Here is a 13,336-nt window from a genome sequence, read left to right on the forward strand (position 1 = left end):
TCCAGGACGCACTAATATGCCGTTGAAAATTTCAGGAGCACCTATGTATATTCCAGACCATTTCAACGAGACCAACCCGCATCACCTGCGCGAGGTGATGCGCCAGCATGATTTTGCCACGGTGATGACGGCACAGGACACCCCGGACGGCCTGCCGATGATCAGCCATATTCCCCTCGTTCTGGAGGGCGAAGACCGATTGATCGGCCATACGGCGCGCAGCAATCCGCACTGGCGCCTGTTCGAGAATGGACGGCCGACAAGGGCAATCTTCCACGGGCCCCATGGTTACGTCTCGCCCCGCTGGTATGTGTCGGACAAGCTTGTCCCGACCTGGAATTACGTTGTCGTTCACGCAACGGGCTCCGCCCGTGTGATGACAGACGAGGAAGAGTGCCTGAAGGCTATGGAAAAGCTGGTCACCATCTATGAAACATGCGAAGAAGGATGGCGCATGAACAGGCTGTCCGAGCGGGCCATAACGGGTCTTCTCCGGGGGATCGTCCCGTTTGAAATCTGGATTGAGCAGTTGGAAGGCAAATTCAAGCTGAGCCAGAACCGGTCGGCGGAAGATAAGGATGGCGTCATCCGCCATCTTGGCAACAGCGTAAATTCCACGGACCGCGACCTGGCTGCCTGGATGGCGGACATACAGGAGGAACCTGCCGACTAACCCACTGTCTGCTGCAGCAGGCCGATGGTCCGGTGCCAGGCCAGCTCCGCCGACCCCTTGTCGAAATCAGCCCGCCGGTCACAGTTGAAACCGTGACCCGCCGGATAGGACAGGATCGGGATTTCAGGATGCGCGGCCTGGATTCGGGCAACACTTTCTGCCGGGATGCTCGCGTCTTTCTCGCCGAAATGCAGCATGATCGGGCAACGCGGGGTCTCATCCAGATAACTCGGAATCTGCGCCCCGTAATATGCCACGGCACAGTCAACCGCCGCCAGGCGGCAGGCGGAAAGCCAGGTCAACGTCCCACCCCAGCAGAAACCGACCACGGCGGCCTTGCGGACCCCTTCATGCTTCAGGAATTGCGCGCCCGCGTCGATATCCAAAAGCGCACTGTCCCAGTCCAGACTATCCTTGAGGGCCTTGCCCCTGGCCACGCCTTCCGCGTCATAGTCCAGTTCCACCCCCGGTTCCGCCCGATCAAACAGGGCCGGGGCAACCGCGTAATAACCGGCATCCGCCAGCTTGTCACAGACCGAGCGGATATGATCGTTGACGCCGAATATTTCCTGAATGACCACAACGCCGCCATGGGTCGGCGTTTCCGGTCTGACCCAATAGGCGGACAGTTCCTGTCCGTCGCTCGCCTGTAGAGTGATTGTCTCGCCTGTCATATCCATGCCCTCGCGAAAATCCACGAGGGCATAATATCAGACATTAAAGCGGAAGTGGAAGACGTCACCATCCTTCACCAGATAGTCGCGTCCTTCCAGACGCATCTTGCCTGCTTCCTTGGCACCTGCTTCGCCGCCACCGGCCACATAATCCTCATAGGAGAAGGTTTCTGCGCAGATGAAGCCGCGTTCGAAATCGGTGTGAATGACGCCAGCCGCCTGCGGAGCCTTGGCGCCGTCGAAGACGGTCCAGGCGCGCGCCTCTTTCGGGCCGATCGTGAAGAAGGTGATCTGTTTCAGAAGTTTGTAACCGGCACGGATGACACGGGTCAGCCCCGTTTCCTCCAGGCCCAAATCAGCCAGAAATTCGGCCTTTTCCTCCGGATCGTCAAGCTGCGCCACCTCGGCTTCGATTGCCGCAGAAATCACAACGCTTTCCGCGCCCTGTTCCTTGGCCATGGCTGCAACCTTGGCGGAAAACTCATTGCCCTCGGCGGCGGAATCTTCGTCAACGTTACAGACATAAAGCACCGGCTTGGAGGTCAGTAGCTGCAGACGACGGAAACGAACCTCGTCATCCTTGTCCACTTCCATCACACGCGCAGGCTTGCCATCCTGCAACAGTTTCAGCGCCGTTTCCATCAGCGCCATTTCCGCCTTGGCTTCCTTGTCACCGCTGCGCAGACGCTTGGTCATATTGGCGATGCGTTTTTCCAGGCTTTCCATGTCCGCCAGCATCAGTTCCGTCTCGATCGTTTCCGCATCGCGGATCGGATCGACGTTGCCATCCACATGGGTGATGTCGCCATCATCGAAGCAGCGCAACACATGGCAGATAGCATCCGTTTCCCGGATGTTGCCCAGGAACTGGTTGCCCAGGCCTTCCCCCTTGGACGCGCCCTTCACCAGACCGGCGATGTCGACAAATTCCAACTGGGTCGGGATGATTTTACCGGAACCGGCCAGCTCTGCCAGTTTTTCCAAGCGCTCATCAGGCACGCCCACACGGCCGGTATTCGGTTCGATGGTGCAGAAGGGGTAGTTGGCGGATTCTGCCGCCTGGGTCTGGGTCAGCGCATTGAACAGGGTGGATTTACCCACATTCGGCAAACCGACAATACCGCAATTGAAACCCATGTCTTTCTTCCTTCCACACTCACAGGCAACCCGCCTCTGCGACCGCCCAAAATCCTAATATCTTGCTCGTTTAAGCGTCGCCACCGCCGAATTTGGCCTTTGCCTTTGCAAGCGCCTGGGCCAGAGCCGTCTTGGGGCTGGCCCGGTCCACCGACGGGGCCGTTTCATTCTTCGGCTTTTGCGGTGTTGCTTCGGGCTGCTTCGCCCGGTCGCCATCCCGTTTCTGATTGGCGGGCGGCTTCAGCCTTAACGCCACCTTGGTCATGTAATCGCCGGGGCCTTTGTCCGGCAGCACCGGGAATGCATCAACGACCGCATCCAGCAGCTTTTCCATCGACGGCCATTCCGCCTTGGAGAAATCCCCCAGAACATGGGAATGAACCTTGGCCTTGTCTCCCGGATGCCCGATCCCCAGACGAATACGCCAGTAGTCTTTCCCGATATGCGCATCCAGGCTGCGCAGGCCGTTATGGCCGCCGTGACCGCCGCTCTGTTTGACCTTAAGCTTACCCGCCGGAAGGTCCAGTTCATCATAGATAACATAGACATCCGATGGCGCCAGTTTGAAGAAACGAACGGCTTCTCCAACGGCACGCCCCGATTCGTTCATGAAGGTTGTCGGTTTCAGGACCATCACCTTCTCACCACCGAGTGTACCTTCGGACACCAGGCCCTGAAAGCGGGCCTTCCATGGACCAAAGGAATGGCGGCGGACGAACTCGTCCACCGCCATAAACCCGATGTTGTGTCGGTTTTTTTCGTATTTGGGACCTGGATTGCCCAATCCGACAAGCAACAGCATCGGCAATCTCCGGGATTACTCCTCGGAAGCTTCTGCCGCTGCGGCTTCGGTTTCAGCAACCGTCGGCACTTCAGCGGTTTCTTCTTCGCCTTCACCACCTTCGATGTCAGCTTCCGTACGCGGAGCTTCTATGTTCAGGACAACCGGGTCACGGTCGGTGATGGCGGATTCGACGCCCTTCGGCAGATCAACAGCGGAGATACGAACCGTATCGCCCAGGTTAACCTTGGCCAGGTCCAGTTCCAGTTCCTGCGGGATATCACCAGCAGAGCAGATCAGCTCCAGTTCGTGACGGACGACGGACAGAACGCCGCCTTCTTTGATGCCCGGGCAGTTGTCTTCATTGATCAGAACAACCGGCACGTTCACGTGAACCTTGGACTTGGCGGAAACGCGAACGAAGTCGACATGTTCCGGGGCATCGGTCACCGGGTGGAACTGAATGTCACGCGCGAGCGCCTTCTCCTTCTTACCGCCTTCCACGTCGATGGTGTAAACGGTGGAGAAGAAGTGGCCGCTTTCCAGGCCTTTCCAGATGATGCGCGGGTCGATCGCGATCATTTCCGGTTCTTTGCTGTCGCCATAGACAACTCCGGGGACCAGGCCTTCACGGCGCGTGGCCCGAGCTGCCCCCTTACCGGCCCGGTCCCGCTTTTTAGCGGGGATGGTGTTCAATTCGCTCATTTTAGTGCTCCTTTGACTTAAGCGACCGGTCTTGCCTCCAGGGGTGCAAAACCGGCAAAAGACGACCGACCCCGCGCTCTTAAAAGCGGGGTCTGGCCGAATTCCGCGCCTCTATACACTTAATCGAAGAGGCTGGAAACTGATTTTTCTTCCGAAATACGCATAATCGCCTCGGCCAGCAACGGTGCCACGCTGACCTGACGGATGTTGTGGCTGACCCGAACGGCTTCGGTGGCCTGGATCGAGTCCGTGGTGACCAGCGATTCCAGCGGCGAGGAGGACACGCGCGCAACCGCGCCGCCGCTCAACACACCGTGGGAGATATAGGCGCTGACCGAGGTTGCCCCGTTGTCCATCAGCGCCTTGGCCGCATTGCAAAGCGTGCCTGCACTGTCGACGATATCGTCAATCAGGATACAACGGCGGCCCTTCGGATCACCAATGATGTTCATGACTTCGGAAACACCGGCGCGTTCGCGGCGTTTGTCGATGATCGCCAGATCCGCATCAATGCGTTTGGCCAGTGCACGGGCACGAACCACGCCGCCCACGTCCGGCGAAACAACCAGTGTCTTGTCGTCTGCGTTCAGGTGCTTTTTCAAATCTTCGCACAGAACCGGCAATGCATAGAGATTGTCGGTCGGGATGTCGAAGAAGCCCTGGATCTGACCGGCGTGCAGGTCGATGGTCAACACGCGATCCGCACCGGCGGTTTCCAGCATGTTGGCGACCAGCTTGGCCGAAATCGGCGTGCGGGGACCGGTTTTACGATCCTGGCGGGAATAACCGAAGTAAGGAATGACCGCCGTAATACGCCGCGCGGAACCGCGTTTCAGCGCATCGATCATGACCAGCAATTCCATCAGGTTATCGTTGGCCGGGAAGTTGGTCGGCTGTACGACGAAGACATCTTCGCCACGTACGTTTTCCAGGATTTCAACGAAGATTTCCATGTCGGAGAACCGACGGATGGAGGCTTTCGTCAACGGAACATTCAAATAGGCCGAAATGGCTTCCGCCAACGGCTGGTTGGAATTACCAGATAGGATTTTCATGTCGCCCGCTCTTCTCGGGTGGTTCGCGCAAAACCAATCAATTAACTTTGCCTGCCGGCCTCCGGCTTTCGTCAAGCGCCCAGCATCGACGGAGGCGGCCCGAAATCGCGCCTTCTATATCAGGGGCATCAACATCTGTAAACGGCCCATTCGACCTTAATGCCCCTTCCCGGCAAACCGTTGCCGCGTTGCAGCATAGACCTAGCGCACCATCAGCTTTGCGGCTTGCCGTCCTCCACCCCCGCGCCAGCGATGATGGAATGCACCTCAACGACGCTTGGCAGGACCGCGGTTGCCGCGTAATAGGCCGCATCCCCCCAACGTCCGTCCAGTGATCCTTTGGGAACCCGGTTTTCCTGTTTGATCCGGGCCAGTTCACTGCCGTCTGGCCGGGTCATAATCCAGGTCAGCGTAACCTGGTCGCTGTCTGGATCAACTGGCGCGACAGCCACCTTGCCGCCGACAATAATATCTGCCGCCCCGGCATCATCGGTCAGGGGAACATCGGCGTTCTTAAGCAACAGACGCAGACTGCGGATAAGCGCCTTGTTACCGTCACCGGGCGCGCCGGTGACCTGTCCCATGGCGACATGGGCACCGGCCACCGCTTCGGCCTTGGCCGCTGCCTCCAGCCGGGTCGGCTTCAAGGCCTTTGAAATATCCGCCGCGGTCCTCTCCGCAACCTTCTGCAACAGGTCGTGCCGCCCCATGGTCCAGGCGGTCGACGAGGATGGCAGGATGAAGTCCCCCTGTTCCACAATCGTGCCGTCGGCTTTTTTCAGGGCCCACTGATAGTAAAGCTGTCCTGCGGCCTGACGTCCGCCCCCGGCAAGATAATAGGCATCCCCCGCAGTCCCCCGTGTGGTCGACAGGATATCCCAGTCATGCAGCTTGTTGCTGATCATGGCGGCCAGCAGCGCACCGCTTTCCCCCATCGTGCCGCGTACCGGCGCGACATAGATCACGCGGTTGTCACGCAGGGACAGCATGGGGTTATCAATCTTTTGGGCCAGGGAACGCGTTTTATAGGGACGCGGAAGCTCCCCGCAGCCCCCCAACAGAACCGTCGCGAGGACAACCGCCCCAAGCACCCGTGCGAATCTAGAGAACAAAACAGCCAGCCACCATTGCCAAAAGGCATAACGCCAAGAATTGAATCAGATATGGCATGACCTCTACCGTGTTATCAGGGACAAATCCAGATTGCAGATCGGTTCCGCGCCACTTTGCGTGACGATGGATGACCGTCCCAATGTCTGGGCGACACCGGTATCCGAATTCACGATGATGATATGAATAAAAAAGGCCATGCCGGGCTCGATGGCAACGGGATTGCCTTCATAGAACATCGGCCAATCCATCCAGTTCGGGGCAAATGTCGTCCCCATGGCATAGCCGCAGGCATTCAGGCGATGCTTGCGATAGCCAGCCTCATCCAGGGTGCGGGCGTGGGCATCAAAGACCGCCCCCATAACATTTCCAGGCTTCAAAGCGTCTTCGCAGGCCAGCAGCGCCGTTTTTGCCACATCAAACATTTCACTGTGCAGCGGGTCCGGCTCACCGATCACGATCGTGTTCATGGCGGCGGCATGATAGTGGCGATACACACCGGCGTATTCGATGGTGAGCTGATCGTGGGCCGACAGGATACGCCGACCGCTTTTATACCGGCAAAGCAGGGCATCGGGGCCGGAACCAATAATAAATTCGTTACCGGGATAATCCCCGCCACCGGCAAAGACCGCACCTTGCATGGCGGCAAGAATTTCACCTTCATCCGCCCCGGCGCCCGCCAGCCGTTTGGCCTCTGAAAGTGCCGCATCGGATAATTCCCCTGCCCGGCGGGTATAGGCCAGTTCGGCATCACTTTTAACCAGGCGAAGGCGGCTGATCAGGAAAGAGGCGTCTTCCATCTGCGCGAAACCGTCAAGGGCAGCCTCAAGGCGGCGGCCATTGGCGGCGGTCAGGCCATAGGCCTCCCATTCGACACCAAGCCGGGCATTTTCCAGCCCCCATTTCGCCAGCATGGGTTTCAGCTCCTGTGCCGGATTGGCCCCGTCCCGATCCACCCAGATGCGGATATCCTGAAGGGTAGAGGTATGCTGCGCCTGACGAAGGTCCGGAGCGCGTGTCAGCAGAAAATGGGAACCATCTGCCTTCAGCACCAGACATTGGAAATAAACATAACCGAAAGTGTCATAGCCGGTCAGGTAGTACATGCTTTCCTGCCGGAAAATCAAAAGGGCATCCAATCCTTCCTCTACCATCCGCGCACAGGTTCGATCACGTCGTGACGCAAGTTCGGATTCGGAAAAATGGATCGCCATGCCCTGTGCCTCTTTTCAATGAATAGTAGGTATAACCGGATACTTTGCTGCGACACTATGCAGGCTCTCTTTTATGAACTCAAGGAGACAGTCCCCCACCTCCCGAAACGAACAACGAAACCTATACAATCCGCCCCTTCCCGTATTATTTTTATCCCCGCCATACGAGCATACCACACCACCCAATTATTTAACGAATTATTAACTTCCATACCAAAAGCTCATAGTTGCGGCTGCCCTAATTAAATTCACGCTTATACAACCGTGAATAACATCCAGACCAACGACATCCGCATATCCATTTAATGCTGACTTGAAGGGGGGAAACCGAAATGTCAGAGATGGAACTCAATATGGAGCGGTTGAATTTTCTCCAACTGAATACCGATGACAGGCAACGTCTGACCGAGCTGAGACCCCATGTGGAAGCGGCCTTGCCGAATATCATCGAGGCGTTTTACAGCCACGTCACCAGCTACCCGGAACTCGCCAAGAAATTCGACAAGCCCGGCATCCTGGAACATGCGAAAGAGGCCCAGGCCCGCCACTGGCTGGACGGTATTTTTGGCGGACGTTTCGACGGCGACTATATGGAAAGCGCCGACAGGATCGGTAAAACACATGAACGGATCGGCCTTGAGCCCCGTTGGTATATGGGCGGCTACTGTCTTGTCCTGAACCGGCTGTCCAGATTGATCGCCGATGTCTATTCAGGCGACCGGGAAAAGACAGATGACATGCTGGATGCCGTGCACAAAGCCATTTTCCTTGATATGGACATTGCCATTTCGGTCTACTTCCAGGCAATGCAGGATCGGGCGGCCGAAACTTTAAACGGCCACGCAAACCGGTTTGAAAGTGACGTCGGGTCCATTGTGGGGATCGTGAAAACGGCCGCGTCGGAGCTGCGGGAAACCTCCGCCAGCATGAGCGCCGCCGCAGAGGAAGCGGACGCCCAGGCAAGCGCCGTAGCAGCCGCCGCAGACCAGCTTAACCAATCCATCGAGGAAATCGGGCGGCAGGCGCTGAACGGGTCTACCATCACGTCTCAGGCTGTGGAACGCGCCCGTCAGTCAAACGAACGTGTCGGCACCCTGGCGGACTCATCGGAAAAAATCGGCGATGTGGTCAAACTGATCAACGATATCGCCAACCAGACCAACCTGCTGGCCCTCAACGCAACCATCGAGGCGGCCCGCGCTGGTGAGGCCGGGAAAGGTTTTGCCGTTGTCGCCAGCGAGGTCAAGACACTGGCGTCTCAAACGGCAAAGGCCACCGACGAGATCACCCAGCAAATCGCGAAAATTCAAAATGAGACCAAATCCGCCGTTTCCTCCATTGGGGAAATCGCCGAATCGGTCGACAGCATGAGCGAAATTGCCGATGCTATCTCTGCGGCCATAGAAGAACAACATGCCGCGACGCAAGAAGTGAGCAGTAACATCAGCGGGGTCCGGGACGCCTCCGCCCAGACCGGGCTGGCCGCCAAGGAAACAATGACTGCGGCCTCGGACCTGCTCGATCAGGCAAACGAGCTGTCGGACAAGGTGGATGGCTTCCTTGAGGAAATCAGGACCTGACCTGTCCACGACCAGCACCGGCGTTTAGCAAAACGCCCGCGGCGATGAGTTCGCCCGGTGCACATGCGCCCGCGGATTTTCCCCCTTCATTCGCGGGCGTTTTCCTTTATGCTTATAGATGCTCGGATTGCATATGGGGGAACAGATCGGGGAGCATTTCTTCTGAAAAGCGTCATCGGCATTCTGGTTAGCTTGTTTCTTCCGTGCTTGCCGCTTACGGGCGTCGCCAGGGCGCAATCCCTGACTGTCATGACGGAAGACTATCCGCCGTTGAACTTCCTGAAAGACGGAAAGGCACAAGGCCCTTCGGTCGAGGTAGTCCGCCTGATCATGAAAGAGGCCGGTGAGGATGGCACCATCCAGGTTCTCCCCTGGGCCCGTGCCTATATGCTGACTTCCAACCAGGAAAACCACATCCTGTTTTCAATGACCCGGATCGAAAGCCGGGAAAAACTGTTCAAATGGGTCGGACCGCTGGCCATCAAACATCACGCCTTTTATCTTTTGCGGGATTCCGGGATTACACTGAAGAGCCTGGATGACGCCCGTGGCCTGATCATCGGCGTACAGTTGAATGGCGTCGATCAGGATTTCCTGGTCAAGCAACGCTTCACGAATCTGGACGGCATCTCGCATTGGCAGCTCAACGCAAGAAAACTGATGTCAGGACGAATAGATGCCTGGCTGGCCAGCACCGTCAGCGCCGACGCTGTGTTGCGTGACCTTCACCTGACCGACAGGATAGAAAGAAGTATCCAGGCCTTTGAACGGCCGCTCTATATCGCCTTCAATAAGAACACGGATGACAGTGTCATCAGGAAATGGCAGGCGGTGCGTGACCGGCTCTATCACGACGGCACGGCCCGTGAGATTTTCATGCGGCACGGCCAGATCGCCCTATTCCCCGCCGACTAGCAGGGCCGTTAGGCCCCTTGCCTAAGTCCTCAGCATAATCGCAGAAAGCTGACGGCCATAGTCCGGCTCACCATTCAGGGTAGACCGGCGATAACTGAAGAATGCATCCTCTTCCGCGCGCGTATCGCGCCGAAGCCAGGCAAAGGATTTCACACCGCAGGCAACGACCGATTTCCCGATAAAGCCGGGAAGGTCGAACATGTGATGTTCCGCCCGGGCGGATGGTTGGAAAAACCGATCATTGTCGCTGTCCCGATCAACAAAAGCGGCATGGAATTCAGGCCCCACCTCATAGGACTCCGGTGCGATACAGGGCCCGAGAGCGACGGCAATGCGATCCCGCCTCGCCCCCAGTTTTTCCATGGCACGCAGCGTGTTTTCCGCAACACCGCCCTGCGCACCTTTCCAACCCGCATGGGCCGCCCCGATCACACCGGCCTCCCCATCGGAAAAAAGCAACGGCCCGCAATCGGCGGTCAATATTCCCAGAATAACGCCGGGCCGGTCGGTGACCATGGCATCGGCTTTGGGGGCGTCCGACCGGTCCCAACCGTCGGTCACGGTTACAACATCTGCGCTGTGTATCTGGTATAATGTCGAAAGCGCCTGCGCCTCACGGCCAAACCAACCCGCCACACGGGCGCGGTTTTCCTGTATATGGGCAGGATTGTCACTGGAGCCCGGTCCGCAGTTCAGGCCACGATAGAGGCCCTCGCTGACCCCGCCCGTGCGGGTGAAAAAGCCGTGTTCAACAGACGGTTCCAGTGCCAGACTGGCATCTTTAAGGGGGGCAGGCCCATGTGACATTGATCTTCATCCCATCCGGTCATTCTTTGCCTGTCACTATGCAAGGCCACCGGGACCGGTTCAATCCAATTGATAAAACCTGCAATGAGACGGCAATCTGTCACATTGCAGCAACATAGCCCTTCTAGGTTTTAAAAAGCCATATTGCAGAACGCGCGAAAGCAACCATGAACAGCGTTGATATCTATTGTGAGAGACTGGGACCCGGCCTGCTGGCCGAACCGGTAAACGCCCTCACGAACGGTGCCTTTTTCATTGCCGCCTATTTTGCTTTCCGGTTGGCCAAGGAGCGGGACAAACATTCCCGCGCACCCTGGATTCTGCTGACACTGATCAGCCTCATTGGCGTTGCGAGCGTCGCCTTTCACACCATGGCTACCCGCCTCACCGGCCTGCTGGACACGGCGTCCATCGCGATTTTCCTCAGTGGTTATCTCTGGGTCTATTGCCGTCAGGTGATGCGGGCGTCCGTCCCTGTCTGCTGCCTCCATATCGCGATCCTGCTGGCCGCCCTGGTCGGCGGCATGCAGATCGACAGCGTCCTGAACGGGTCGATGATGTATGCCCCGGCGCTGGTTTATGTTGTCGCCCTTGGCGTCTACCACCGCCTCAACCGTCAGACGGCCCGCAATGGCCTGTTGCTGACCAGCGGCATCTTCATCATTTCGCTGAGTTTCCGCACAATGGATAACGCGGTTTGCACAAGCTTTCCACTCGGCACCCATTTCCTCTGGCACTGTCTGAACGCGGTCGCAATGTATCTGGCGATGCGGACGTTGATATTGAGCCTGCCAAGGCCTGCTGAAAAATCAGCCTAACCGCGAGTGACAACCAACACCTTGAACAGATCACCCATCTGGTCCTTGGCGGTGAGGCGGTGAAGGGCGCTGTCTATGGCCTCTGCCTGATCCGGGTTTGCGGATTTTTTCAGCATTTCCGCGCGCAGTTTGATGCCCAGATGTTCCAGAAACTGCCTTTGCGTCAAAAGCGGCTGCGGGGCGGCCCCGGCCTCAGAAAAAGCCTTTGCCAATGCCTCGAAATCCACATGGGTGGTCAGATCCGCCTCCCCCGGCGTATCGAGGACCGGGGCGTATTCATGATCGCGAACGGCCTGCAAGGTCTCACCGCAGGCGCTTTTCGGATAGCCATAATCGATGAAGATACCAACGCCATTGCGGCTTTGGATACGCGCCCCCATGGACCGGGCAATGCCGAGGCCAACCGGGCAGAGCTCCGCAATATCGTCGGGCTTTGCCTGCGCCTTCACGGTGTCGGACAAAAGGCCCGTCAGTGGCGTTTCTGCGGTCGCCAGTCCGAAGGCCAGGTTGTCATCCGCGTCCAGGCCGACCATGCGTTCCCGCCAGCCCTGATCCGTCAGTTGCACCTGGCTCACCGGCAGGGCATCGAAAAACTCATTAGCGACGATGAAAGGAACGCCGTCATCCGGCACGGTCTCGAAGGTGTCATGCCAGGTCACGGCGTGGCCGGACAGGGTCTTTTCCTGGGCCTTGCGCAAAGTGGGGCTGGTTTCAACCAGATGAACGGACAGCGCGTCTGCAAAACCCGGCGCCATCCGGGCCGCACGCAGGATATCGGCCATCAATGTGCCTCGCCCCGGCCCGCATTCGACCAGGATCACCTTTTCAGGTTCTCCAAGCTGCCCCCAACAGTCGGCCAGCCACAACCCGATCATTTCACCGAACATCTGGCTGATTTCAGGCGCAGTCGTGAAATCCCCCGCGGCCCCCAGCGGGTCCCGCGTCATGTAATAGCCATGTTTGGGATTACCCAAGGCCTCCGCCATGAAATCCGCCACACTCAGCGCGCCCTGCAGGCGGATACGCCGCTGCAAATGGTCCAGCAGGTCGGTCACTTGGCCTCCAGAAGCGGGCGTTTATAGGCCCGCGCCATCAGAAACAGCCCGAAGAACAACATCGGCAGGGAAAGCCATTGCCCGTAGGTCGTGGCAAAAGGCAGAGCATCAATGAAGACCTCCGGCTCGCGCACGGTCTCTCCAATGATACGGCCAATGGCGTAAAGGGCGGTAAAGGCTCCGGTCAGCAGCCCCGGACGATAGCGCGCCTTGCCCCAATGCAGCATCGCCATCAGGATAAGGAAGGGAATCAGCCCTTCCAGCCCGGCCTCGTAAAGCTGACTCGGGTGCCGCGGCTCAGGACCGGCCCGTGGGAAGATTACCGCCCAGGGCACATCCGTCACGCGGCCCCAAAGCTCCTGATTGATGAAGTTTGCAATACGGCCGAAGAAAAGGCCAACCGGGGCTACCACCGACACCAGATCCGACAGATAAAAAACGCTGAAGCCATATTTTCGGGCGAATAAAATCATCGCCACGATCACGCCGATCAACCCACCATGGAAGGCCATACCGCCCTCCCAGACCTTTAGAATTTCTATCGGATTGGAAAGGTAATAGCTGGGATAATAAAACAGCACATGGCCCAGGCGGCCGCCGATGATCACGCCGACCACGGCCCAGACCATGAAATCGTCCACATGTTTGGGCGTGATCACATTAGGCGCGCTTTTCGCCACACGCATGGCATACCACCAGCCGAAAACCAGCCCGGTAATATAGGCCAGCGCATACCAGCGAATTTGCACAATCCCCAGATCAAGCGCGATCGGGTCGATATCGGGGAACATATAAGGGCCCATAGTGCT

At 57.8% G+C, this 13,336-nt stretch carries 14 protein-coding genes; 4 read left to right on the top strand and 10 right to left on the bottom strand.

Annotated elements, in window-relative coordinates; all coding sequences use genetic code 11:
- Positions 1–43 precede the first annotated feature (43 nt).
- Positions 44–673, top strand: a complete 630-nt coding sequence (locus tag IF205_RS18820) for an FMN-binding negative transcriptional regulator (protein ID WP_259780894.1) — start codon at positions 44–46, stop codon at positions 671–673.
- Here the strand turns inward: IF205_RS18820 and IF205_RS18825 are convergent.
- The 7 genes from IF205_RS18825 to IF205_RS18855 all read right to left on the bottom strand — a co-directional run bounded on the left by IF205_RS18825 (position 670) and on the right by IF205_RS18855 (position 7,352).
- Complete coding sequence (locus IF205_RS18825; RefSeq protein ID WP_259780895.1) at positions 670–1,347, bottom strand: dienelactone hydrolase family protein; 678 nt, start codon at positions 1,345–1,347, stop codon at positions 670–672. The two genes, IF205_RS18820 and IF205_RS18825, sit on opposite strands and share 4 nt — an antisense overlap.
- Positions 1,348–1,383: 36 nt before the next feature.
- Positions 1,384–2,484: a redox-regulated ATPase YchF gene (ychF, locus tag IF205_RS18830; RefSeq protein WP_259780896.1), complete on the bottom strand. Its 1,101-nt coding sequence runs from the start codon at positions 2,482–2,484 to the stop codon at positions 1,384–1,386.
- Between the two features lie 70 nt (positions 2,485–2,554).
- The gene (gene pth / locus IF205_RS18835) at positions 2,555–3,286 is read right to left on the bottom strand and encodes an aminoacyl-tRNA hydrolase (protein ID WP_259780897.1); all 732 of its coding nucleotides are present in this window, start codon (positions 3,284–3,286) and stop codon (positions 2,555–2,557) included.
- Between the two features lie 15 nt (positions 3,287–3,301).
- A complete protein-coding gene (locus IF205_RS18840; protein ID WP_259780898.1) occupies positions 3,302–3,970 on the bottom strand; it encodes a 50S ribosomal protein L25/general stress protein Ctc in 669 nt (222 codons plus the stop codon).
- 119 nt (positions 3,971–4,089) lie between these two features.
- Positions 4,090–5,025 carry a ribose-phosphate pyrophosphokinase gene (locus tag IF205_RS18845; protein ID WP_259780899.1) on the bottom strand — a complete coding sequence of 312 codons (936 nt, stop codon included), beginning with the start codon at positions 5,023–5,025 and terminating at the stop codon, positions 4,090–4,092.
- A 212-nt stretch (positions 5,026–5,237) separates the two neighbouring features.
- Positions 5,238–6,137, bottom strand: coding sequence for a hypothetical protein (locus IF205_RS18850; protein WP_259780900.1), 900 nt, complete (start codon positions 6,135–6,137; stop codon positions 5,238–5,240).
- A 63-nt stretch (positions 6,138–6,200) separates the two neighbouring features.
- A complete protein-coding gene (locus IF205_RS18855) occupies positions 6,201–7,352 on the bottom strand; it encodes a M24 family metallopeptidase (protein WP_259780901.1) in 1,152 nt (383 codons plus the stop codon).
- Positions 7,353–7,684: 332 nt separating this feature from the next.
- Between IF205_RS18855 and IF205_RS18860 the strand changes: the two genes are divergently transcribed.
- A complete protein-coding gene (locus IF205_RS18860) occupies positions 7,685–8,932 on the top strand; it encodes a globin-coupled sensor protein (protein ID WP_259780902.1) in 1,248 nt (415 codons plus the stop codon).
- Positions 8,933–9,181: 249 nt separating this feature from the next.
- Entirely contained in the window at positions 9,182–9,847 is a 666-nt protein-coding gene (locus IF205_RS18865; RefSeq protein ID WP_259780903.1) for a substrate-binding periplasmic protein, read from the top strand.
- 21 nt (positions 9,848–9,868) lie between these two features.
- Here the strand turns inward: IF205_RS18865 and pgeF are convergent, their stop codons facing one another.
- Positions 9,869–10,654 carry a peptidoglycan editing factor PgeF gene (gene pgeF, locus IF205_RS18870; RefSeq protein ID WP_259780904.1) on the bottom strand — a complete coding sequence of 262 codons (786 nt, stop codon included), beginning with the start codon at positions 10,652–10,654 and terminating at the stop codon, positions 9,869–9,871.
- A 167-nt stretch (positions 10,655–10,821) separates the two neighbouring features.
- On the opposite strand from pgeF, the gene IF205_RS18875 reads away from it, so the two are divergent.
- Positions 10,822–11,472, top strand: a complete 651-nt coding sequence (locus IF205_RS18875; protein WP_259780905.1) for a ceramidase domain-containing protein — start codon at positions 10,822–10,824, stop codon at positions 11,470–11,472.
- Here the strand turns inward: IF205_RS18875 and IF205_RS18880 are convergent.
- A complete protein-coding gene (locus tag IF205_RS18880) occupies positions 11,469–12,527 on the bottom strand; it encodes a class I SAM-dependent methyltransferase (protein ID WP_259780906.1) in 1,059 nt (352 codons plus the stop codon). The genes IF205_RS18875 and IF205_RS18880 overlap by 4 nt on opposite strands.
- Positions 12,524–13,330, bottom strand: coding sequence for a prolipoprotein diacylglyceryl transferase (gene lgt / locus IF205_RS18885; RefSeq protein ID WP_259780907.1), 807 nt, complete (start codon positions 13,328–13,330; stop codon positions 12,524–12,526). Before lgt ends, IF205_RS18880 begins: the two co-directional genes overlap by 4 nt.
- Positions 13,331–13,336 lie beyond the last annotated feature (6 nt).

Source organism: Aestuariispira ectoiniformans, from assembly GCF_025136295.1.
In the GTDB taxonomy this organism is placed as follows: domain Bacteria; phylum Pseudomonadota; class Alphaproteobacteria; order UBA8366; family Aestuariispiraceae; genus Aestuariispira_A; species Aestuariispira_A ectoiniformans.